General features: G+C 70.0%; 16 protein-coding genes and 5 pseudogenes. 10 read left to right on the forward strand and 11 right to left on the reverse strand.

Features of this window, described 5'->3' with window-relative positions; genetic code table 11:
- Positions 1-24: 24 nt before the first annotated feature.
- Together ACIBJH_RS05380 and ACIBJH_RS05385 are read left to right on the forward strand one after the other, a co-directional pair.
- Positions 25-612 (forward strand): Uma2 family endonuclease, encoded by a 588-nt coding sequence (locus tag ACIBJH_RS05380; protein WP_399115475.1) that lies wholly within the window; start codon positions 25-27, stop codon positions 610-612.
- A 44-nt stretch (positions 613-656) separates the two neighbouring features.
- Positions 657-806 (forward strand): annotated as a pseudogene (locus ACIBJH_RS05385) (aldo/keto reductase); the annotation flags it as partial.
- Between the two features lie 85 nt (positions 807-891).
- On the opposite strand, the gene ACIBJH_RS05390 reads toward ACIBJH_RS05385, so the two are convergent.
- The gene (locus tag ACIBJH_RS05390) at positions 892-1,884 is read right to left on the reverse strand and encodes an aldo/keto reductase (RefSeq protein ID WP_399115476.1); all 993 of its coding nucleotides are present in this window, start codon (positions 1,882-1,884) and stop codon (positions 892-894) included.
- Positions 1,885-2,329: 445 nt separating this feature from the next.
- Here ACIBJH_RS05390 and ACIBJH_RS05395 point away from each other — a divergent pair.
- Positions 2,330-2,629 (forward strand): annotated as a pseudogene (locus ACIBJH_RS05395) (aldo/keto reductase); the annotation flags it as partial.
- 200 nt (positions 2,630-2,829) lie between these two features.
- Here the strand turns inward: ACIBJH_RS05395 and thpR are convergent.
- The gene (thpR, locus tag ACIBJH_RS05400) at positions 2,830-3,384 is read right to left on the reverse strand and encodes an RNA 2',3'-cyclic phosphodiesterase (protein WP_399115477.1); all 555 of its coding nucleotides are present in this window, start codon (positions 3,382-3,384) and stop codon (positions 2,830-2,832) included.
- A gap of 26 nt (positions 3,385-3,410) precedes the next feature.
- Between thpR and ACIBJH_RS05405 the strand changes: the two genes are divergently transcribed.
- Positions 3,411-3,923 carry a GNAT family N-acetyltransferase gene (locus ACIBJH_RS05405; RefSeq protein ID WP_399115478.1) on the forward strand — a complete coding sequence of 171 codons (513 nt, stop codon included), beginning with the start codon at positions 3,411-3,413 and terminating at the stop codon, positions 3,921-3,923.
- A 15-nt stretch (positions 3,924-3,938) separates the two neighbouring features.
- Here the strand turns inward: ACIBJH_RS05405 and ACIBJH_RS05410 are convergent, their stop codons facing one another.
- Both ACIBJH_RS05410 and ACIBJH_RS05415 read right to left on the reverse strand, forming a co-directional pair.
- Positions 3,939-5,294 carry an MFS transporter gene (locus ACIBJH_RS05410; protein WP_399115479.1) on the reverse strand — a complete coding sequence of 452 codons (1,356 nt, stop codon included), beginning with the start codon at positions 5,292-5,294 and terminating at the stop codon, positions 3,939-3,941.
- A 26-nt stretch (positions 5,295-5,320) separates the two neighbouring features.
- A complete protein-coding gene (locus ACIBJH_RS05415; protein WP_019072529.1) occupies positions 5,321-5,758 on the reverse strand; it encodes a MarR family winged helix-turn-helix transcriptional regulator in 438 nt (145 codons plus the stop codon).
- 193 nt (positions 5,759-5,951) lie between these two features.
- Between ACIBJH_RS05415 and ACIBJH_RS05420 the strand changes: the two genes are divergently transcribed.
- On the forward strand, positions 5,952-6,143 hold the full coding sequence (locus ACIBJH_RS05420) for a ribbon-helix-helix protein, CopG family (RefSeq protein ID WP_399115480.1): 192 nt from the start codon (positions 5,952-5,954) through the stop codon (positions 6,141-6,143).
- On the opposite strand, the gene ACIBJH_RS05425 is transcribed toward ACIBJH_RS05420, so the two are convergent.
- Positions 6,136-7,530: an NCS2 family permease gene (locus tag ACIBJH_RS05425; protein WP_399115481.1), complete on the reverse strand. Its 1,395-nt coding sequence runs from the start codon at positions 7,528-7,530 to the stop codon at positions 6,136-6,138. The two genes, ACIBJH_RS05420 and ACIBJH_RS05425, sit on opposite strands and share 8 nt — an antisense overlap.
- 142 nt (positions 7,531-7,672) lie before the next feature.
- Here ACIBJH_RS05425 and ACIBJH_RS05430 point away from each other — a divergent pair, with 142 nt between their 5' ends.
- Both ACIBJH_RS05430 and ACIBJH_RS05435 read left to right on the forward strand, forming a co-directional pair.
- Positions 7,673-7,948, forward strand: coding sequence for a DUF2530 domain-containing protein (locus ACIBJH_RS05430; RefSeq protein WP_399115482.1), 276 nt, complete (start codon positions 7,673-7,675; stop codon positions 7,946-7,948).
- 113 nt (positions 7,949-8,061) lie between these two features.
- Complete coding sequence (locus ACIBJH_RS05435; protein ID WP_399115483.1) at positions 8,062-10,458, forward strand: HAD-IC family P-type ATPase; 2,397 nt, start codon at positions 8,062-8,064, stop codon at positions 10,456-10,458.
- Positions 10,459-10,567: 109 nt separating this feature from the next.
- On the opposite strand, the gene ACIBJH_RS05440 is transcribed toward ACIBJH_RS05435, so the two are convergent.
- The 4 genes and pseudogenes from ACIBJH_RS05440 to ACIBJH_RS05455 all read right to left on the reverse strand — a co-directional run bounded on the left by ACIBJH_RS05440 (position 10,568) and on the right by ACIBJH_RS05455 (position 16,444).
- The gene (locus ACIBJH_RS05440) at positions 10,568-11,347 is read right to left on the reverse strand and encodes a calcium-binding protein (protein WP_399115484.1); all 780 of its coding nucleotides are present in this window, start codon (positions 11,345-11,347) and stop codon (positions 10,568-10,570) included.
- Between the two features lie 207 nt (positions 11,348-11,554).
- Positions 11,555-12,313: a calcium-binding protein gene (locus ACIBJH_RS05445; protein ID WP_399115485.1), complete on the reverse strand. Its 759-nt coding sequence runs from the start codon at positions 12,311-12,313 to the stop codon at positions 11,555-11,557.
- 165 nt (positions 12,314-12,478) lie between these two features.
- Entirely contained in the window at positions 12,479-15,604 is a 3,126-nt protein-coding gene (locus tag ACIBJH_RS05450) for a sacsin N-terminal ATP-binding-like domain-containing protein (protein WP_399115486.1), read from the reverse strand.
- 250 nt (positions 15,605-15,854) lie between these two features.
- Positions 15,855-16,444: pseudogene (locus tag ACIBJH_RS05455) on the reverse strand (Type 1 glutamine amidotransferase-like domain-containing protein).
- 212 nt (positions 16,445-16,656) lie between these two features.
- Here ACIBJH_RS05455 and ACIBJH_RS05460 point away from each other — a divergent pair.
- A pseudogene (locus tag ACIBJH_RS05460) lies at positions 16,657-17,189 on the forward strand (O-methyltransferase); the annotation flags it as partial.
- 24 nt (positions 17,190-17,213) lie between these two features.
- On the opposite strand, the gene ACIBJH_RS05465 reads toward ACIBJH_RS05460, so the two are convergent.
- Both ACIBJH_RS05465 and ACIBJH_RS05470 read right to left on the reverse strand, forming a co-directional pair.
- On the reverse strand, positions 17,214-18,215 hold the full coding sequence (locus ACIBJH_RS05465; protein ID WP_399115487.1) for an aldo/keto reductase: 1,002 nt from the start codon (positions 18,213-18,215) through the stop codon (positions 17,214-17,216).
- Between the two features lie 141 nt (positions 18,216-18,356).
- Positions 18,357-19,283, reverse strand: coding sequence for a DUF3027 domain-containing protein (locus ACIBJH_RS05470; RefSeq protein ID WP_399115488.1), 927 nt, complete (start codon positions 19,281-19,283; stop codon positions 18,357-18,359).
- A gap of 377 nt (positions 19,284-19,660) precedes the next feature.
- Here ACIBJH_RS05470 and ACIBJH_RS05475 point away from each other — a divergent pair, with 377 nt between their 5' ends.
- Positions 19,661-21,085 (forward strand): MFS transporter, encoded by a 1,425-nt coding sequence (locus ACIBJH_RS05475; RefSeq protein ID WP_399115489.1) that lies wholly within the window; start codon positions 19,661-19,663, stop codon positions 21,083-21,085.
- Positions 21,086-21,251: 166 nt separating this feature from the next.
- Positions 21,252-21,518 (forward strand): annotated as a pseudogene (locus tag ACIBJH_RS05480) (hypothetical protein); the annotation flags it as partial.

Here is a 21,518-nt window from a genome sequence, read left to right on the forward strand (position 1 = left end):
GGGCGGCCGGGGAGGAGCGCCAGGATGACCGTCCTCGAAGACAGGATCGCGATGGCCAAGAGCGACGAGGAGATCACGCTCGACGAGTGGTTCGAGCGGATCGAGAAGATGCCCGCCCCCGAGGGATACAAGGTCGAGATCGTCGAGGGGACCGTCTTCATGTCGCCACAGCGGGACACCCACTGGGAGATCATCCTGGATATCGTCGAGCAGTTGCGGACCAAGTACCCCCGGAAGAGCGTGAAGTCCGACGTCCGTATCGACTACCCGGGTCACCTCAACGGATTCGCGACCGACGTGACGGTGATGACCGAGGGTGCCGAGAAGACGGAGGGCGGGGGCTGGCGCCACCAGGACGTCGAGTTCGTCGCCGAGGTCATCTCCAAGGGCACCGCCGTCAACGACTACGGCCCGAAGAAGGCCGCGTACGCCCTCGCCGAGGTCCCGGTCTACGTCATCGCCGACCCCTACCAGGGCCGCTGCCACATCTACACCCACCCCAAGGGCGACGACTACGCGACCGAGACGAAGGTGGCGTTCGGGGACGACATGGATCTCACCGGCACCGTGGTCGGCCTCACCCTCACCACCGACGAGTTCCCCCGCGACTGACCCCCCTTGCATCGAGCGCACTCGAAGCCGTTGGCTAAGTACTCATGAAGTACACGCAGCTCGGACGCACAGGTCTCAAGGTCAGCCGGCTCGTCCTCGGGACGATGAACTTCGGTCCGCAGACCGACGAGGCCGACAGTCACGCGATCATGGACGCGGCGCTGGACGCCGATATCAACTTCTTCGACGCCGCCAAGTAGACATTTTGATACATCGAGATGTACAGCGACCGCCGCCCCTGTGGAGGAGCGGCGGTCACGGGCTCGGAGCGCCTGCCGATTACCAGGCGAAGGCCTCCGGGGACGGACCCGGACCCGGGAAGATCTCGTCCAGGGATGTCAGCAGCTCCTCGCTCAGCTCCAGCTCCACCGCTCGCAGCGCGGAGTCGAGCTGCTCGGCGGTGCGCGGGCCGACGATCGGGCCCGTCACGCCGGGACGGGTGAGCAGCCAGGCGAGAGCCGCCTCGCCGGGCTCGATGCCGTGCTTGTCGAGCAGGTCCTCGTACGACTGGATCTGCGCGCGTACGGCGGGGTCCTTGAGCGAGTCGGCGGCGCGGCCGGAGGCGCGGCGACCGCCCTCCACCTGCTTCCTGATGACACCGCCGAGGAGACCGCCCTGGAGCGGAGACCAGGGGATGACCCCGAGGCCGTACTCCTGCGCGGCCGGGATGACCTCCATCTCGGCGCGGCGCTCGGCGAGGTTGTAGAGGCACTGCTCGCTGACGAGCCCGATGGTGCCGCCGCGCCGGGCGGCGACCTCGTTGGCCTGGGCGATCTTGTAGCCGGGGAAGTTGGAGGAGCCGACGTACAGGATCTTTCCCTGCTGAATGAGGGTGTCGATCGCCTGCCAGATCTCCTCGAACGGGGTGTCGCGGTCGACGTGGTGGAACTGGTAGACGTCGATGCAGTCGGTCTGCAGCCGCTTCAGGCTGGCGTCGACGGCTCGCCGGATGTTCAGCGCGGAGAGCTTGTCGTGGTTGGGCCAGGAGGGGCCGTCGCCGGCCATGTTGCCGTACACCTTGGTGGCGAGGACGGTCTTGTCACGGCGCCCGCCGCCCTTGGCGAACCAGTTGCCGATGATCTCTTCGGTGCGGCCCTTGTTCTCGCCCCAGCCGTACACGTTGGCGGTGTCCACGAAATTCACCCCGGCATCCAGCGCCGAGTCCAAGATCGCGTGACTGGTGGGTTCGTCAGTCTGAGGTCCGAAGTTCATGGTGCCGAGCACCAGCCGACTGACCTTGAGTCCCGTGCGTCCGAGCTGCGTGTACTCCATGCCCCCAAGCCAACGCCTTCGAGCCCGCTCAAGGCAAGCGGTACCTTGAGGGCCAGGTTTATGCGACAACGCGCATGGTCACGTGACCGCATAGACGTTCAGCCACGCCGCCTCGTACCGTCGTACTCGACGCCCCAACCGGGGCCATGAACCAGGCCCTAAAGGCTTCGCTCTGTCGGTCCCGCCAGGGGCCGCCCTGTCCTTGTCCCTGGCGCCCTCCGCTTCCCTTCCTTCTGCTCGCGCCGCTGCCTCCAGAGAGATAGAGAAGGACAGCACGAACTACCAGGTCAGAAGCGTGCTGCGACACGTCTTGCGTGCAGCAGCACCCGCGATCGACACGTACTGCGTGCATCTCGCTCGAACCGCCCGCACGTCGCACGTGTCGGCCCTACGGGCGCCAGCGCCTCGCCGGATACACGCGGTGCTCTTCGCAGAACTTGTCTCCGATGCCCTTCTGAACACGGCACTCCGGCAGGACAAGACACCGCCGGTTCGACTCAGGCTCGACGAGATCCAGGCCTACGAGGACCTCCTCGACAAGCACGGCATCGAGCCCGGCGAGGCCGCCCTGGCCTGGCTCCTGACCCGCCCCGGCGTCACCGGCCCGATCGTCGGCCCGCGCACGGCGGAGCAACTGGAGTCCGCGCTGAGGGCCGTAGAGCTGGAACTGACCGAGGAGATCCTGACCTCGCTCGACGAGATCTTCCCGGGCCCGGGCCCGTCCCCGGAGGCCTTCGCCTGGTAGCAACACCATGAGGACAAACGCCCCTTTTAGGGGCGCGGGGAACTGCGCGACCAGCCACACTCGGCCCGCAGCCGAAATGCGACCCGCAGTTCCCCAGCCCTCACTTGCCGAGCGCCGCCGCAAGCCCGACGACAACGAACAACAGCACAAGCACACCGGCCATGATCCGGTTCCGGAATTTCGGGTCCACGTACCCGAGCCTAACCGCCCGCCCCCAGCCCCCAGCGGGCGACCGCCTCGTACCGCGGCCGCTCCCCCGCAACCCCCGACCTCGGCAGGTCGCTGCGCACGAGCACCAGCTCGTCCACCGTCCACGTCCGCCCCGCGAACTCGTCGAGCCGGTCGAGATACGGCCGTACGTCCACCGCCTCCCGGCTCCGCGCCAGCGTCAGGTGGGCGCGATAGCGCCGGTGCTCCCCCGCCGCGGCCTCCTCGCACCGCTCCGCCAGCAGGCGCAGCGCGGCGAGATCCCCGGCCGCCCCCGCCCACAGCGCCCGCCCCTCCCCGAACTGTCCACCGCCGCACACCGCGAGACCGAACGGTTCGCTCCGGCGCGCGGTCCGCTCCAGTGCGGCCGACAGTTCCGGTACGGCGTCCTCGTCGACCTCGCCGTAGAACGCGAGCGTGAAGTGCCACCCCGGGCGGCCGGTCCAGCGGAGCGCGTCCGCGCCCGGCAGGCGCCTCAACTCCTCGACCCGCGAGGCGAGTTCGGCGGCGATGTGCTCCGGTGGCAGCACGGCGGCGAAGAGTCTCATGAGCCTCAGCCTGCCACCATGAACGCATGGCTATCAGCATCAGGGACGGCGGTCCCGACGACATTCCCGCGATACTCGGCATGTTCGACAGCGCCGTGGCGTGGCTCGTGGCGCAGGGGCGGACCGGGCAGTGGGGCAGTACGCCGTGGTCGGAGAATCCGAAGGCCGTGGCGATGGTGGAGAAGTATGTGGCGACCGGCAGCCCGTACATCGCCGAGGTCGACGGGGTCCCCGCCGGCACGCTCACCCTCACCGACTCCCCGGGGTCGTACGTCGAAGCCGTCGACGAGCCCGAGCGGTATGTGCATCTCCTCGCCTCCGGCCGCCGGTTCAAGGGGTACGGCGTCGGCAGCGTGCTGCTCGCGCACGCGGCGGAGGTGACGCGGGCGGCCGGGATCTCGCTGCTGCGGGTGGACTGTTACGCGGGGGACGACCGCAAGCTCGTCGCCTACTACGAGGCCAACGGGTTCACGGCGACGGAGGCCATCGTCGTCGGGGAGGACGACTGGCCGGGGCAGGTGCTGGCCCGGAGGGTGTAGCACCTGCCCCGAGTGTCATGCCGCCGCGGTCAGTTGCTCCCGCTGTCTCGGGACGAAGGCCACGCTCGGGTGGCCGTGGTTCCAGTCGAACGACAGGCGCAGATCGCCGATGCGGGCCAGGATCACGCCGATCGTGGCGGCGGCCAGGGCCGCGACGGCACCGCCGAGGGCGAAGCTCACCCGGGGGCCGTAGGCGTCCGTGATCCAGCCGACGATCGGTGCGCCCACCGGCGTACCGCCCATGAAGACCATCATGAACAGGGCCATGACCCGGCCGCGCATGGCCGGGTCGGTGCCCATCTGGACGGCGGTGTTGGCCGTGACGTTGACCGTCAGGCCCGCGATGCCGATCGGGACCATGAGCAGCGCGAACAGCCAGTAGGAGGGGGCCACCGCGGCCACGATCTCCAGCAGGCCGAAGGCCGCCGCCGCCGCGATCAGGACGCGGAGGCGGGTGGTGCCGCGGCGGGCGGCGAGCAGGGCGCCGATCAGGGAGCCGACCGCCATCAGGGTGTTGAAGAGGCTGTAGGCGCCGGCGCCGGCGTGGAAGATGTCGTCGGCGTAGGCCGACAGCCACACCGGGAAGTTGAAGCCGAACGTGCCGATGAAGCCGACGAGGACGATCGGCCAGATCAGGTCGGGGCGGCCGGCGACGTAGTGCAGGCCTTCGCGGAGCTGGCCCTTGCCGCGCGGGGCGCGCTTCGCCACGGCCTTCAGGTCGCGGTTGCGCATGAGGAGCAGGCTCGCCAGGGGCGCCACGAACGACAGGCCGTTGAAGAGGAACGCCCAGCCGGTGCCGACGCCGGTGATCAGGACGCCCGCGACGGCGGGGCCGACCAGCCGGGCGGACTGGAAGTTCGCCGAGTTGAGGCTGACCGCGTTCTGCAGCTGCTCGGGGCCGACCATCTCGGAGACGAAGGACTGGCGGGCCGGGTTGTCGACGACCGTGGCGAGTCCGACGGCGAAGGCGGCGACATAGACGTGCCAGACCTGGACGTGACCGGAGAGAGTGAGGGCGGCGAGGGCGAGGCCGGTGAGGGCCATCGCGGACTGGGTGACGAGGAGGGTGGGGCGCTTGGGCAGCCGGTCGACGAGGACACCGCCGTAGAGCCCGAAGAGAAGCATCGGCAGGAACTGGAGGGCGGTCGTGATGCCGACGGCCGCGGAGGAGCCGGTGAGGCTGAGGACCAGCCAGTCCTGGGCGATGCGCTGCATCCAGGTGCCGGTGTTGGAGACGACCTGGCCGATGAAGAACAGGCGGTAGTTCCGGATCCTCAGCGAGCTGAACATCGAGGACTTGCGCGGGGGTGCGGACAGGGAGTCGGGGGTGGCTGGCGCGGGTGCGGAGTCTGCTCCGGGTCCCGAACTCAAAAAGGTCGCCTCCTACATAGAGCGGTCTACAGGTGTGCGAGTTTCTCCAGCACGGGGGCGGCGGCGACGATCTTCGCCCACTCGTCCTCGTCGAGGCCGTCGACCAGGCCGGCCAGGAACGCGTTGCGCTTGCGGCGGCTCTCTTCGAGCATCGCCTCGGCCTGGGGGGTCTTGGTGACGACCTTCTGGCGCCGGTCCTCGGGGTGCGGCTCCAGCTGCACCAGCCCCTTGGCTTCGAGCAGCGCCACGATGCGGGTCATCGAGGGCGGCTGCACATGCTCCTTGCGAGCAAGCTCGCCCGGGGTCGCGCTGCCGCAGTTGGACAGGGTGCCCAGCACCGACATCTCGGTGGGGCTCAGTGACTCGTCGACCCGCTGGTGCTTGAGTCGACGGGACAACCGCATCACGGCTGACCGCAGGGAGTTCACAGCGGCAGCGTCGTCGCCATGGGTAAGGTCCGGCATGTTCTTTAGCGTAACTCATTACTCTCGCTAAAGACCAACCGGACGCCCACACGACACGCCGAGATGCCCGTGACCCTGGCCACTGAACCTGGGGGTCTGGGGGCACCCCCCAGCAAACATCGCGTCACCCATATGAGTGATACCGGCGCGGAACGTCACCCACCGCCCGGAACCGCCCCGGACCCTCGTCTTCATGGGGACCAGCGTGCTCAGCCTGCGGATAGACGGGGAGCTGCTTCAGCGGCTCCGGCACCATGCGGCGAAAAGGGGAATGAGCGTCCAGGACTATGTGGTCCAGACGCTCATCCGGGACGACTTCGACGAGCGGTTCCAGACCGCCGTGGAAGAGACCGACAAGTTCTACGGGGTCAACGGGGTCACGTGAGACCCAGTGCCGGCATCAGGTAGTAGAAGCCGAAGACCGCCGCCACGACGTACATCGGCACCGGGACCTCACGGCCCCGGCCCGCCACCAGGCGCAGCACCACGAAGGTGATGAAGCCCATGCCGATGCCGTTGGTGATCGAGTAGGTGAACGGCATCATCACCATCGTGATGAAGGCCGGGATCGCGATCGTGTAGTCGGCCCAGTCGATCTCCGTGACGGAGCCCGCCAGGATCAGGAAGCCCACCGCGAGCAGGGCCGGGGTGGCCGCCTGGGAGGGGACCATCGTGGCGATGGGCGTGAGGAACAGCGCTACGGCGAAGAGGGCACCCGTGACGACGTTCGCGAAGCCGGTGCGGGCGCCCTCGCCGACGCCGGCCGTGGACTCCACGAAGCAGGTGGTGGCGGACGAGGAGCTGGCGCCGCCGGCCGCGACCGCGATGCCGTCGACGAAGAGCACCTTGTTGATGCCGGGCATGTTGCCCTCGCCGTCGGTCAGCTTGGCCTCGTCGCTGATGCCCATGATCGTGCCCATCGCGTCGAAGAAGCACGACAGCAGGACCGTGAAGACGAAGAGGACGCCGGTCAGCACGCCGACCTTGGAGAAGCCGCCGAACAGGCTGAACTTGCCGATCAGGCCGAAGTCGGGGGTGGCGACCGGGTTTCCGGGCCACTTCGGGGTGGTCAGGCCCCAGGAGGGGATCGTCGCGACCGCGTTCACGATCACCGCGAGGACGGTCATCGTGACGATGGAGATCAGGATCGCGCCGGACACCTTGCGGACGATCAGCCCGAGCGTGAGCAGCACGCCGAGGATGAAGATCAGCACCGGCCAGCCGTTGAGGTGACCGTCGGCGCCGAGCTGGAGCGGGACGGTGGTCTGGGCGGCGTCCGGGATGCGGGTGATGAACCCGGAGTCCACGAGCCCGATCAGCATGATGAACAGGCCGATACCGATGGAGATCGCCTTGCGCAGGCCGTAGGGCACGGCGTTCATGACCCGCTCGCGCAGCCCGGTGGCGACCAGCAGCATCACGACCAGGCCGGCCAGGACGACCATGCCCATCGCGTCCGGCCACGTCATGCGGGGCGCGAGCTGGAGGGCGACCACGGAGTTCACGCCGAGTCCGGCGGCGAGCGCGATCGGGACGTTGCCGATGACACCCATGAGGAGGGTGGTGAACGCGGCGGTGACGGCGGTGGCGGTGACCAGCTGGCCGTTGTCGAGGTGGTGCCCGTACATGTCCTTCGCGCTGCCGAGGATGATCGGGTTGAGCACGATGATGTACGCCATCGCGAAGAAGGTGGCGAACCCGCCCCGGATCTCGCGGGGGAGGCTGCTGCCCCGTTCGGAGATCTTGAAGTAGCGGTCGAGGGCGGTCTGCATTGGATGTTCCTACGAGCAGAAGTGGACAGACGGAAACCGTTTCAGTATGAACATATGAAGACGTCAGGCGCTATCTCCGCGCGTAGACCGGCGTGGATCAGGCGCGGATCCGGGCGCTTGTGTCGCCTCGTAAGCTGTGGGCATGGCGAAGTGGACACCGACACACGAGGCACCGGAGCCCCTGGAGGGCCCGATCGTCCCGACCATCATCGGCGGCACGATCCTCTGGTTCGTCCTCTTCCTGGTACAGCTCCCCTTCTACGGCTGGTTCGACGACCACGGTCATCTGTGGTGGCTGTGGACCTGCCTGGCCGGGGCCGGGCTCGGGCTGATCGGCATCTGGTACGTCCGGGGGCGGGACGCGGCCCTCAAGCGCGCCGCCGCCACCACGGAGACGCCCTCCCCTGCTGCGGAGTGAGGAGCGCTCCCTACACCCCAGGCATCACCCCGCCCCGCCCGCCGTCCTCCCCTGGTCGGATCTTCCGGGCACTCGGCGGGTGAAGCCGTAAATCCGCACGTACCGTCGAATGCATGACGCACACCGACGCGGGCGCCGAACTCGACCCTGTGCACCCCGTGCCCGTTCCGGCGCGGCGGGCGCATGGACTCAGCACGGCCGAGGTCGCCGAACGGGTGGCGCGCGGGGAGGTCAACGACGTCCCGGTGCGCAGCAGTCGGTCCCTCGGCGAGATCGTGCGCGCCAACGTCTTCACCCGGTTCAACGCGATCATCGGTGTGCTCTGGCTGATCATGCTGTTCGTCGCGCCGTTGCAGGACAGCCTGTTCGGGTACGTGATCCTCGCCAACACCGGGATCGGGATCATCCAGGAGTGGCGGGCGAAGCAGACCCTCGACTCCCTCGCGGTGATCGGCGAGGCGAAGCCGACGGTACGGCGGGACGGGGCCGCCGTGGAGGTCAGCACGTCGGAGATCGTGCTCGGGGACCTCATCGAGATCGGGCCCGGGGACAAGGTCGTGGTCGACGGGGAGTGCGTCGAGGCGGACGGGCTGGAGATCGACGAGTCGCTGCTCACCGGTGAGGCCGACCCGGTCGTCAAGCGGCCGGGGGACGCGGTCATGTCCGGGAGTTTCGTGGTCGCCGGCGGTGGCGCGTTCGAGGCGACGAAGGTGGGGCGCGAGGCGTACGCGGCCCAACTCGCCGAAGAGGCCTCGCGGTTCACGCTCGTCCACTCCGAGCTGCGCACCGGTATCTCCACGATCCTCAAGTACGTGACGTGGATGATGATCCCGACCGCGATCGGCCTGGTCATCAGCCAACTCGTCGTCAAGCAGCACGGGTTCAAGGACTCCGTCGCGCGGACGGTCGGCGGGATCGTGCCGATGGTCCCGGAAGGGCTCGTCCTGCTCACCTCGGTGGCCTTCGCGATCGGGGTCATCCGGCTTGGCCGGAAACAGTGCCTCGTCCAGGAGCTTCCGGCCATCGAGGGCCTCGCCCGCGTCGACACGGTCTGCCTCGACAAGACGGGCACGCTCACCGAGGGCGGCATGGACGTCACCGAGCTGCGTCCGCTCGGCGGGGCCGACGAAGCGTACGTACGCAAAGTCCTGGGCGCGCTGGGCGAGTCGGACCCGCGGCCGAACGCGTCGTTGCAGGCGATCATCGCCGCCTATCCGGACAGCGAGGAGTGGCGGTGCGTCGAGTCGCTGCCGTTCTCGTCGGCGCGCAAGTACAGCGGGGCGTCCTTCAGCGAGGGCGACGGGGAGTCGAGCACGTGGCTGCTCGGGGCGCCGGATGTGCTGCTGGGAGCGGATGATCCCGCGCTGGCCGAGACCGGGCGGCTCAACGAGCAGGGGCTACGGGTGCTGCTGCTGGCCCGGATCGCGGGCGAGCTGGACGATCCCGAGGTGGCGCGGGGCGCCCGGCCGACCGCGCTGGTCGTCCTGGAGCAGCGGTTGCGGCCCGACGCGGCGGAGACGCTGCGCTACTTCGCCGAGCAGGACGTCCACGCCAAGGTCATCTCCGGGGACAACGCGGTGTCCGTCGGCGCGGTGGCCGGGAAGCTGGGGCTCACCGGGCAGGTCGTGGACGCCCGTCAACTGCCTTCGGATCAGGGGGAGATGGCGAACTCCCTGGACGAGGGCACGGTGTTCGGGCGGGTCACTCCGCAGCAGAAGCGGGACATGGTGGGGGCGTTGCAGTCCCGCGGGCACACCGTCGCGATGACCGGGGACGGTGTCAACGACGTACTCGCCCTCAAGGACGCCGACATCGGGGTGTCGATGGGCTCGGGGTCCGAGGCCACGCGGGCGGTCGCGCAGATCGTGCTGCTCAACAACAGCTTCGCGACGCTGCCTTCGGTCGTCGCCGAGGGGCGACGGGTCATCGGGAACATCACCCGGGTGGCGACACTGTTCCTGGTCAAGACCGTGTACTCGGTGCTGCTGGCGGTGCTGGTGGTGTGCTGGCGGGTCGAATATCCCTTCCTGCCACGGCACTTGACGCTGCTGTCGACCCTGACGATCGGTGTCCCCGCGTTCTTCCTGGCACTGGCGCCCAACACGGAGCGTGCGCAGCCCCACTTCGTGCGGCGGGTGATGCGGTACTCGATCCCGGGTGGGGTGATCGCCGGGGCGGCGACGTTCGTGACGTATCTGATCGCCCGTCACTACTACACGGGGAAGGGGTCGTTGGGGGCGGAGACCAGTGCGGCGACGATGACGTTGTTCCTGATCTCGATGTGGGTGCTGGCGATCATCGCCCGGCCGTACACGTGGTGGCGGGTCACGCTGGTGGCGTCGATGGGGGCGGCGTTCGTGGTGGTGCTGATCGTGCCGTGGCTTCAGCACTTCTTCGCGTTGAAGCTGGTGGGGGTGACCATGCCGTGGGTCGCGGTGGGGATCGCGGGGGTGGCGGGGGTTTTGCTGGAGGGGGTGTGGCGGGTGGTGGATCGGCGGGGTTCGGCCTAAAAAAGCAGCGACCGCGCCCCTGTTCAGGGGCGCGGTCGCTGCTTTTTTAGGGGCGCGGGGAACTGCGCGACCAGCCCCCACGCACCCGCAGCCGAACGACGACCCGCTGCTACCGCACGTCGACGAAGTCACCCGTGGCGTTGACCGCCGGAGTGGTCGACGTACCCGCGAAGCTGTAGCGGAAGTAGCCGTCGACGGACGCCGTGACGGTGGTCTTCAGGGCGCCGGTGGAGCTGGTCTTGATGGTCTTGACCGTGGTGTAGGTGCTGGAGCCGTTCTTGCGGAACTGGAGCTTGACCGGCTGGGTCGAGTAACCGGAGTACGTGCCGGCGTCCCAGTTCGCGCGGGTCAGCTTGCCGGTGACCGTGATGGTCTTGCCCTTCTTCACGGGCTCCGGGGTGGCGTCGGCCGTGAGCTTCGACAGGCGCTGGACCTGGAAGGTCTTCGCGTTGTCCTTCTGGACGTAGTCGCTGTCCTTGCCCGTGGCGATCGCCCAGACCTTCCAGCTGCCGGCCGCGAAGTTGAACACTTCGGTGTTCGGCGTCAGGTTGAAGGTCGACTTGCAGGTCGACGTCGTGGCGTTGACCGTGGTGCAGGTGGCGCGGTGGTTGCTGCTGGTGGCGACCGCTCCGGTGTCGGAGGAGTCGATGTCGGCGCCGTGGTACAGGATGGCCTGCGCCCAGCCGACGCCCGAGGCGTCCTTCACGGTGAAGCTGACGGTGATGGTCTTCTTCGCGGTCGCGCCGACGACGACCGCCTTCCCACCGTTGACCACGACGCCCGAGATCGTGGTGTCTCCCTGGACCTCGTCCGCGTGGGCGGCGGGTACGGCGAAGACGGAGAGGGCCAGGGCGCCGGAGACGGCAGCCACAGTGGCGCGTATGCGCATGTGTTCCCCAAGTGGAGAAAGGGGCCCCTGCGCGGTGGTCGTTCCGTACGGCTCGTCGTCGGCGCCGGGGCCCAAGTGATGGCGGAGCCTGTTGGCTCGCGAGATCTGATCCGTGACGGGTGGGGATGGTTGTACGACGGATCGAGACTTTGTACGGGTATTACGAACCCGTGGTGAAGTGCGGAGACTCCGCCATCGCCGCCCGGACTACTTCACGTCGATGAAGTCACCGGCGGCGTTGACGGCCGGGGTGGTCGAGGTGCCCGCGAAGCTGTAGCGGAAGTAGCCGTCGACGGTCGCCTTGACGGTGGTCGACAGGGTGCCGGTCGAGCTGGTCTTGATGGTCTTGACGGTGGTGTAGGTGCTGGCGCCCTTCTTGCGGAACTGGAGCTTCACCGGCTGGCTCGCGTAGCCCGCGTTCTTGTGGGTCTCCCAGTTGGCGCGGGACAGCTTGCCGGTGACCGTGATGGTCTTGCCCTTCTTGACCGGCTCCGGAGTGGCGTTGGCGGTCAGCTGGGAGGCGCGCTGGAGCTTGAAGGAGGCGGCCTTCTCCTTCCAGATGAAGTCGCCGTCCTTGGCGTCGACCCACGCGTCGACGTACCAGGTGCCGGCCTCGTCGTTGAAGACGTCGCCGACCCTCGGGTCGACCAGGACCGTGGCGGAGCAGGTCGAGGTGGTGGCGTTGACCTGCACGCAGGTGGGCTTGGCGGTGGAGAGGTAGCCGTAGTTGGGGCCGATCAGGGAGAACTCGTCGGCGCTCGCGATGCCCGAGTTGTCGGTGGCCGTCACGCTGACCTTGATGCTCTTGGTGCTCGCGGCGCTCACGCTGACCGTGTTGTCGCCGTCGACGACCACCTTGGTGATTTTGGTGTCGCCCGAGCCGCCGTCCGCCTGGGCGGCCGGGACCGCGAGGGCGGAGAGGGCGAGGGCGCCGGAGACGGCGACGACGGTGGCACGTATGCGCATGTGTTCCCCCAGTGGAACGTGAACGAGATCATGGAACCGGGTGGCTCGGGTGATCAGATTCGCGAGGCGGGGGAATGGTTGTACATCTCGTGATTTTTTCTTGGGATGTTGGTGAAGATCCCTCCGGGCTCCCGGTTACTGCCCGGACTCCCGGTTACCGCCCGGTCAGTCGAACCAGCGGTCCCGGGCCAGCTCCTCCGTCCGTGACGGGTCCTCCAGGAGGGCGGCCACCTCGAAGCGGCGGGGCCACTGGCCCGCCGCCCAGGCGAGGCCGGCGGCTACGCCTTCCAGGGTGGCGGCGTGGAGGACGCCGTCTCGGGTGCGGCGCCAGTCGATCTCGACGCCGTCGACGACGAGTTCCTCGTGTTCGACGTAGGTCGTGGGGGTGAGGGGGCCGAGGAGGAGGCGGACGGAGTCCGGTACGTCGTGTTCGGTGCCCTCCGAGTCCACGGAGCCCGTCACCGACTCGCTGAGGCGGCGGACCTGGAAGAGTTCGGCCAACTCGGCTGCCCGGGACGGGCGTACGGGGAGCAGGGGGATGCCGGCTGTGAACGGGAGCAGGTCGGGTGAGTCGACCACCATCGCGTCCGCCGCGTCCACGACCGTCACCTCGCCGTCGACGACCGCCCGCAAGTCGTCCGGCAGGGTGACCTGTTCGGGGTCGAGGTCGGCCAACGCTCCGTAGAGGGCGTGGAGTTGGGCACCGGTGACCTCGCGGTCCGGGTCGGCGAGGCGGTCGAGGAGTTCGGCGGCACCGCCGGGCTCGTCGAGGAGGGCGGCGACGGAGGTGCGGACGCCGAGGGCACGGAGTACCTGTTCGTCGTCGAAGCCCGTCGCGTCGGCCTCGTCGTAGAGGCCGCGGAGGAGCGGGTCCCCGCCGGACGCCAGCAGGCCCGCCGGGCGGCGGCCGTCGAGCACCGGGTGGCCGCGCAGCCACCAGGCCGTGTACGGCCGTACGACCTCGTAGGAGCCGTCGGGGAGCAGGATGCGGACCTGTTGGGTGATCGCGTCGCGGAGGGGCGGCTGGGCGAGGAGGGCGAGGGCCTGGGGCCAGCGGTCGTCGTCCACGAGGTCCAGGTCGCGGACCGCTACGAGTTCGGTGGCCACGGGCGGGACGGGGGTGTCGGGGAAGCGGTCGAGGACGTCCTCCGACCAGACGTCCACGGAGTCGAGCAGGCCGGGGTCGTCCGGTTCCGCGAAGTCGCTGTCGCGGGGCTCCAGTTCGTCCGGGTCCAGGACTACGTCGGTGGCGCGGACCAGGGCGAAGTTGGCGAGGACTCCGCAGGCGGCGAGGGGGTGTTCGCCCCAGCGGTCTGCCAAGTCCGTGTCTACGAAGGCCAGTTCGTCCTCGCGCATCACCTGGGCGAACGGGCTGCCGGGGAGGACGAGTTCGCCTGCGGGCGCTAGTTCGCCCTCCTCGTCGGGGAGGGCGAGGGCGCCGAGCCAGGGTTCGTCGCCGGGTTCCAGGCCCGCGTCCCGGACGAGGGCGAGCACCGTGTCGGCCAACTCCTCGGCGTCCGGGGTGGGTTCGTCCCATACGGCGCCGCCCTCGTCGTCGAGGGAGGCGGCCACCGCGGCCCGTACCTGGGGGGTGGTGAGGACCGCGCGAGGGGTCGCGGGCAGCGCGCCGAGCTTCTCCAGGAGGGGGTGTGCTGCGTCCGGGTGGGCGACCTTGAGGCCTAGGCGGGCGAGGACTTCGGGTTCGACGTGTGCGGAGTCGGGGGTGGGGAGGAGGACCTGGCGGGGGCCGATGGTGGTTCGTCCGTCGGCGAGTGGCACGGGGAGGCCGGAGAGCCGGTCCGGGTCTACGCCCGCGAGGCTGTCGTAGAGCCGGCGCCACCAGTCGGGGGCCTTCTCCAGGCCGGCCAGGCGGTCGATCGCGTCGGTGAGGGGGACTCGGGCCACGCCCAACGTCCGTAGTTCCACGCGGCGTTCGAGGCCGGCGGGGAGGAGGGTGGGGAGGACTTCGGCGAGGACGCGGACTGTGTCGGCGCCTGCGCCCTCCACGACCTCGGCGTCGCGGGGGCGTAGGGACTCGGGCAACTCCGTGTCGTCGGTGGGGGGTTCGACCGCGGGCGGGAGGAAGGCGGTGCGCGGCAGGCGGTCCAGGATGGCCTGGCGGAGGGTGCCGTCCAGTTCGCCCTTGCCCAGCGGGCCGGGCACGAGGTCGATGATGCCGGCGGTCACCGGCCGCCAGGCGGCGAGGAGTTCGACGTAGGCGTCGGCCGCGCGCTCCACGACGAAGTCGGTCAGCGGGCCGGGGGCGGCGTGGCGGCGGGTGGTGTCGAGCGGGAGGGAGGCGATGAGCAGCGCGGGTACGCCGAGGGGTTCGTCGCTGGGCGTGGGGGCGTGCACGACGGGGCTGGTGCGGGGGTGGGCCGGGGTGCCGTCGGCGTCGACGGGGACGGCCCAGGTGACGGACCAGTGGGGGCGCAGCCGCTCCTCTACGGGGCGGTCGGCGAGGAGTTCCTTGGCGAGTTCGCCATGCGCGTCGGCCGTACGCCAGCGGGTGCTTCCGTCGCGGCTGTCGTCCACGACGGTGTCGGCGCCGACGGTGCGGCGCGTGAGGCTGCGTGGGGTCTGGTCCCCCACCTCGATCACGACCTCCACCAGGCCCGGCAGGGCGAGCAGCAACGCGTCGTCGACGGCGTTCAGGAGGCGTTCGGCGAGGTCCTCGGCGGCGGTGTCGCGCAGCGGGAGGATGACGACCGTGTCGTAGGAGTCGGGGGCGCTGCCGACGGCGGCGAAGGGGAGGCGGAGGAGGGGGATGTGGCCGTCTCGGCGGCGGATCTCGGTGCCGAGGCCCGGGCTGTGGCGTGCGGTGTCGTCGGCGAGTTCGCGGGCCTCGGCGAGGGACCAGCGGACGCCTCCGTGGCGGCCCACGAGGGCGGGTTCGTCGGTGACGGCTACGACGGCGGCGAAGCCGACGCCGAACCGGCCTACGGCGCTGTCGCCCGCGTCGCGCTTCGCGGAGGCGCGGAGGGTGGAGAGGGATTCGACGCCGGCCGCGTCGAGGGGGGCGCCGGTGTTGGCGGCGCACAGGACGCCGTCGCGGAGGGTGAGCCGGAGGCGGCCGGCGACGCCTGCGCGGGCGGCTGCGTCGGCGGCGTTCTGCGCGAGTTCTACGACGAGGCGGTCGCGGTAGCCGCCGAGGACGAGGTCCTCCTCGGCGTTGGCGTCCTCCCGGAACCTGGCCGGGCTGGTCGCCCAGGCGTCGAGCACCCCACGCCGCAGACGGGCGGTCCCGAACGGGTCGGCACCCTCGGCAGCGGGCCGCACGAACTTACTCACGTACGTTCACTCTCCTCATCGGCGTCGCGATGAAGGTACCGCGCGGAGAGGGGCGCTGGGTTTTCGCCCGCGGGCGGTGGTGGGGTCGGGGTCGTGGCGGTACGGCGAGCCCGCCGCGGGTTGCGCCCCTCTGTTGGTTTCACAGTGGACGGCGTGGGGACCAGCTAAGCGGCGGGCTGCGCCGTACCGCCACGACCCGCTCCCGTTTCGTCGGCGGCTGCGGGTGCGTGGCTCCGCAGGAGATGTCGGGTTACGGGTGGAAGCGCCAGCGGCCTTCGGTGACTACGTCCACCTCGCCGGCTCGGACGCGGAGGGCCGTTTCGTCGTCGATGAAGTAGATCGGGAAGTCCGCGCGTTCGGTGATGCGGTCGGCCCAGGGGTCGTCGCGCCGAGGAGGTGGAGGTCGGCTGTGTCGCCGATGACGTCTGCGGAGTGCTCGGTGAGGTTCTGGCTGAAGATCATCGAGCCGGCGCTGACTCCGACGTAGATCCGGCTCTTCAGTGCCTCCAGGAAGCCGTCGGTCAGGTTGTTGCCGGTGATGCTGCGGGCAAGGTGGTAGGGGTTGCCGCCCTCGACGTAGATGACGTCGGCGTGGAGCAGGCGGTCGAGCACCAACTGCCGGGGCAGGCCGTTCAGTTCCAGGATGTCGAACTCCCGCCAGCCGAGGGCGTGCAGCCGGTTCATGTCGGCGACTAGCCAGGTGTGGTCGCCGGGTTCGGCGACGGACGCCGTGGGGACGAAGACGACGTTGGCCGACCCGAAAGGCTTGCCCAGCATGTCCCGGAGGGCTTCCCTCAGCGTCTCGTTGCGCAGACCGCTCGCCGTCAGCAGAAGATTCATCTGGCGAGCGAAGCACTGGGGGCGGGGTGTGCACGAGTCCCTCGGAGGTTCAGGGGGTTCGGATTCGGGTTCAGGTTCGGGTCTTTCGGGGGCGCCGGGCGTCTCGCAGTATCTGACGCATGGGGAATCCAGGGGATCGGGCCGAGGGCTTCCTGGCGACGGTCCGGGGCGCGTTCGCGTTCTTGGTTGCGGAGGCCGATATTCCGCCTCGTGTGGTGGTCGCGGAGCGTGTTGCCGCCGAGGTGGGTTTCGCGAACAGCTGCCTCCCTGAGGTGGGCAGGTTGCTCGGGTTGGCCGCTGCTGCGAAACCCCACGGAGTCGTCGCGGAGAGCGGGACCGGCTCGGGCGTGGGTACGCCTGGCTGCACAGTGGGCTCGGTGCCGGTGCCCGCCTGGTCACGGTGGAGCGTGACCAGGAGCTGGCCCGCCGGGCGGCCGGTGTCTTCGCTGACGACGACCGCGTCAGCGTCCTCACCGGCGACTGGCGGCTTCTTGAGCAGCACGCCCCCTTCGATGCCTTCTTCTGCGACGGCGGGGGCAAGCGTGACGATCCCGAGAGGGTCGTCGAGCTGCTTGCTCCTGGTGGCCTTCTCATCCTGGACGATTTCACGCCCTCGCCCCATTGGCCGCCTCGTTTCGGCGGTGAAGTGGATGAGCTGCGCCTGTTCTATCTCACTCATCCGGCCCTGGACGCGGCTGAGGTACTCACAACACCGGTCAGTTCAGCGGTTGTTGCGGCACGCCGCGATCAGGAGTTGTCCGGGCCCCCGTCAGGCGGAGTCGGATCGCGAGGTGGGTGCGGGTGCTCGCTCCTCCAGGAGGCCCTCGCCTCGCAGGTCGTCCCAGAGCTGTGCGGGGATGTCCGTGCCGAACGCCGCGGTATTGCGCCGGACTTCGTCCTCGGTGCGCATGCCTACGACGATGCCCGCGACGACAGGATGGTGGAGCGGGAAGGCCATGGCCACGGCCGGCAGCGTCACGCCGTGGGCCTCGCAGACATCCGCAATGCGATGTGCGCGCTCAAGCGTCTGCGGTGTGGCGGGCGCGTAGTCGAAGGTCGCGCTCGCGGACGGGCGGGCCGTGGCGAGAAGGCCGGAGTTGAAGATCGAGGCCGCCAGCACCGAGATGCCCCGGTCCGCGCAGGCGGGGAGCAGGCTGTCGAGGGCACTGTGGTCGAGCAGCGTGTAACGGCCGGAGAGCATCACCACGTCGATGTCCGACTCCTCGACCAGCCGGGTCAGTTTGCCCGGGTCGTACATCCCCGCGCCGATCGCCCCCACCACGCCCTGGGCGCGCAGTTCGGCGAGGGCCGGAACTCCCTCGCGCAACGCATCCTCGAAGTGCTCCTCCGCGTCGTGCAGATAGAGCACGTCGATCCGGTCGACGCCGATGCGGGCAAGGGAGTCCTCCACGCTGCGCAGCACACCGTCCCGGGTGAAGTCCCACACCCGGCGGTGCGTGGCGGGCACCTGGAACGGCTCGTCGGTCCGGCCCGCGGGGTCCTGCGGAATCAGCAACCTGCCGACCTTCGTCGACAGCGTCCACTCGTCGCGCGGCTTGCTCCGCAGGAGATCACCGATACGGCGCTCGGAATGCCCGATTCCGTAATGGGGCGAGGTGTCGAAGTAGCGGATCCCGCTGTCCCAAGCCGCCTCAAGAGCCGCCGCTGCGGTCTCGTCATCGAGCGGTTCGAAGAGCCCGCCGAGCGGACCGCCCCCGAACCCCAGCTCCGTGACCTGCACCTTGCTGCGGCCGAGCCGATTCTGCTTCATCCACCGATCCCCTCCCATGGCTGACAGAGCGCGAACATCCTTTCGCGGTCCGCGCCGTACTCCAAGGGGCCCGGGGGGGGTGGGAGAAAAGCGTGACGCTTCGGTGGGTGGTGTCACGCTTTTGGGGAGGGGGTGGAGCCTCTACGAATGCCCCAGTTCCGCCGAATCCTCGTCCACACCCACCGGCACCGACCCCGAGTCCGCCGACGGGCGGAGAGGGAAGGGGTCGACCATCGTCTCGTCGATGACCGGGGCGGGGGGCTGGGGCGGTTTGGGCATGACGGCTGCTTCCGAGTGGCCGCCGCAGCCGTAGGAGAGGGACACGACGTGGCCGTCGGCCGGGGAGAACTCGTTGGCGCAGACTCCGAAGGCCTGGCCCAGGGAGCCGCCGATGGCGACCAGGAAGCCGCAGCTGACGCAGGCCGCGGGCGCCGCCTGGGCCATGGGGGTCTTGGAGCCGAAGCCGTCCTCCCAGCGGTCGGCGGCGACGTGCAGGCCGTAGCGGGAGAGGACTCGGGCTCGGCGGATGCCGAGTTCTTCCGCCACCGCCGCGATCGAGCCCCGGGTCGGTGCGACGGGCAGCGCAGCGGGTGCGCCTGCCGTCACCTCCGCGTCCTCCGCCTCGACCAACTCCGCCATCTCCTCGGAGACGGCCGAGTTCGGCGGGGGCTCGTCCTCGCCGGTGTAGCCGGGCTCCAGGCGCAGGTCCTCGGCGTCCGTGGGGAGCAGGTCGCCGGGACCCATGTCGCCGGGGCGGAGGCGTTCGCTCCACGGGACCCATTCGGGGGCCAGGAGGGAGTCGGGGCCGGGGAGCAGGACGACCTCGTCGAGCGTCACCAGCTTCGCGCGGGACGCCCTCGCGACCGTCACCGCCCAGCGCCAGCCCCGGTAGCCGAACTCCTTGCACTCGAAGAAGTGCGTGACCACCCGGTCGCCCTCGGATTCGAAGCCCGCGTGTTCGCCGACCACGCCGGGCGCGGCGGCCTCCTCGGCTGCGGCACGGGCGAGGTCGACGGCCTCGGCGCACAGGCGGTCGGGGGTGCGGCTTCGCGTGGTCGCTGCGCTCACAGGTATCGCTTCTCTCCTACGCCGTCTCACGGGTGCGCCTGTTGCGGCGAAGGGAGCGGACGGAGCGGCTGAAAGACATGTACCAGGCCCTTGGGGGCACTGGTGGAGGGCCGCGTCGACGTCCGCGCCCGATCGCGCTCGGGCACGCCTACGCCATCCATTCTGCGGGATGGCCGAGAGGCGCGCGGCCGAGAACAATCGCCACGGCGCGCTACGCACGCTACCTTCTCCCGGGCCATGCGCCCACACCGACGGCCCCTCGGGCGGTGCGCGGCGATCAAACAGTGACCTGTGCAACGGCACTGAATCCACTCTCACAGGCCGCCATACGTGCGGTAACGGCACTACTCGCGCCGTTCTCGGGGCACTATGACGGGGTGGCAGCCGCGAGGTCGCCCCAAGGTGCCACCGGTGTCGGTGGAGCCAAGGGGAACATCCGAGGTGGCGGTTCGGGCCGGGTCGGCGGTTCCGTCCGCGCGATGGGTCGTGCCCTGCACTTCCCCGTCACCGGTACCGCCCGGGGCATCCGCAAGGCGACCCACGCGCACGGCGCGGGCGAGTCGGGCCTCGGCCGGCTGATCGAGCTGCACGCGGTGAACGGCGCCGGCGATGTCATGATCACCGTCGCCCTCGCGTCGACCGTCTTCTTCTCCGTACCGACCGATGAGGCGCGGGGCCGTGTCGCCCTGTATCTCGCGATCACGATGGCGCCTTTCACCGTTCTCGCGCCGGTGATCGGGCCCCTTCTCGACAAGCTTCCGCACGGGCGCCGCGCCGCGATGGCCGCCGCGATGCTGGCCCGCGCCCTCCTCGCGCTGATCATCTCCGGCGCGGTCGCCAGCGGCAGCCTGGAGCTGTATCCGGCCGCCCTGGGCGCGCTGGTCGCCTCGAAGGCGTACGGCGTCGTCAGAAGCGCCGTGGTGCCCCGGCTGCTGCCACCCCGTATCTCCCTGGTGAAAGCGAATTCGCGCGTCACCCTCGCCGGGCTTCTCGCCACCGGCGTCGCCGCACCGATCGCGGGCGGGCTGCACGCCATCGGCGACCCCTGGCCGCTCTACGGCGCCTTCGTGATCTTCGTGGCGGGCACGATCCTGTGCTTCTTCCTGGACCCCAAGGTCGACTCCGCCAAGGGCGAGGACACGGCACTCCTCGCGGCCGACGAGAACCATCTGCACGGCCCGCACCCCAAGGAGGTCAAGCGGCCGGGGCTGCGCACGGTCGGCATCGCCGTCACCCACGCGCTCGGCGCCAACGCGGCGCTGCGCTGGCTCTCCGGCTTCCTGACCTTCTTCCTCGCGTTCCTGCTGCGCGAGCACCCCATGACCGGGCAGAGCGCGGCCGTGTCGCTGGGCATAGTCGCGGTGTCGGCGGGTGTCGGCAACGCGCTCGGTACGGCCGTCGGGTCCGGGCTGCGGCAGCGGGCGCCGGAACTCATCATCGTGACGGTGATGGCGGTCGTGCTGGGCGCGGCGATCACGGCGGCGATCTTCTTCGGCGCGGCCCTGGTGGCCTGTCTCGCGGCCACCGCCGGGTTCTGCCAGGCGCTGGCCAAGCTGTCCCTGGACGCGCTGATCCAGCGGGACGTGCCCGAGCTGGTGCGGACGTCGGCGTTCGCGCGCTCGGAGACGATGCTCCAGATGGCCTGGGTGCTGGGCGGCGCGATCGGCATCGTGATGCCGCTGAACGGCTCCCTCGGCTTCACCCTCGCCGCCGCGGTCATCGCCCTGGGCTGGCTGACCACCCTGCGCGGGCTGCTCGCATCGGCCCGGCACGGGGGCAGCGGGCGCTCGCGGGTGGCCTGACCCGCAGTACCCGGCACCGCGGTGAATACCCGCGAGCCGCCGACCCACGCCACCCGCCACCGCAGCGGACACCCGCAAGTCGCCTGACCCGCACCACCGGCACGGCGGCGAAGGCCCGCGCATCGCCTGACCCGCCCGCCCCGGCACGGCGGCGGCCGACATCCGCGTGTCGCCTGGCCCGCGCCACGGGCACGACGACGAACGCCCGCGCGTCACCTCACCCGCGCCCCCGGCACGACGACGAACGCCCCCGCGTCACCTCACCCGCCCCGGCACGGCGGCGGCCGACATCCGCGCGTCGCCTGGCCCGCGCCACGGGCACGACGACGAACGCCCCCGCGTCACCTCACCCGCGCCCCCGGCACGACGACGAACGCCCCCGCGTCACCTCACCCGCCCCGGCACGGCGGCGGCCGACATCCGCGCGTCGCCT

Source organism: Streptomyces sp. NPDC050548, from assembly GCF_044457385.1.
Taxonomy (GTDB): Bacteria; Actinomycetota; Actinomycetes; order Streptomycetales; family Streptomycetaceae; genus Streptomyces.

Coding starts and splice junctions, on each gene's coding strand:
- ACIBJH_RS05380 (WP_399115475.1), top strand. CDS start 25: ATGACCGTCCTCGAAGACAGGATCGCGATGGCCAAGAGCGACGAGGAG.
- ACIBJH_RS05390 (WP_399115476.1), bottom strand. CDS start 1,884: ATGGAGTACACGCAGCTCGGACGCACGGGACTCAAGGTCAGTCGGCTG.
- thpR (WP_399115477.1), bottom strand. CDS start 3,384: ATGAGACTCTTCGCCGCCGTGCTGCCACCGGAGCACATCGCCGCCGAA.
- ACIBJH_RS05405 (WP_399115478.1), top strand. CDS start 3,411: ATGGCTATCAGCATCAGGGACGGCGGTCCCGACGACATTCCCGCGATA.
- ACIBJH_RS05415 (WP_019072529.1), bottom strand. CDS start 5,758: ATGCCGGACCTTACCCATGGCGACGACGCTGCCGCTGTGAACTCCCTG.
- ACIBJH_RS05420 (WP_399115480.1), top strand. CDS start 5,952: ATGGGGACCAGCGTGCTCAGCCTGCGGATAGACGGGGAGCTGCTTCAG.
- ACIBJH_RS05425 (WP_399115481.1), bottom strand. CDS start 7,530: ATGCAGACCGCCCTCGACCGCTACTTCAAGATCTCCGAACGGGGCAGC.
- ACIBJH_RS05430 (WP_399115482.1), top strand. CDS start 7,673: ATGGCGAAGTGGACACCGACACACGAGGCACCGGAGCCCCTGGAGGGC.
- ACIBJH_RS05435 (WP_399115483.1), top strand. CDS start 8,062: ATGACGCACACCGACGCGGGCGCCGAACTCGACCCTGTGCACCCCGTG.
- ACIBJH_RS05440 (WP_399115484.1), bottom strand. CDS start 11,347: ATGCGCATACGCGCCACTGTGGCTGCCGTCTCCGGCGCCCTGGCCCTC.
- ACIBJH_RS05445 (WP_399115485.1), bottom strand. CDS start 12,313: ATGCGCATACGTGCCACCGTCGTCGCCGTCTCCGGCGCCCTCGCCCTC.
- ACIBJH_RS05465 (WP_399115487.1), bottom strand. CDS start 18,215: ATGAAGCAGAATCGGCTCGGCCGCAGCAAGGTGCAGGTCACGGAGCTG.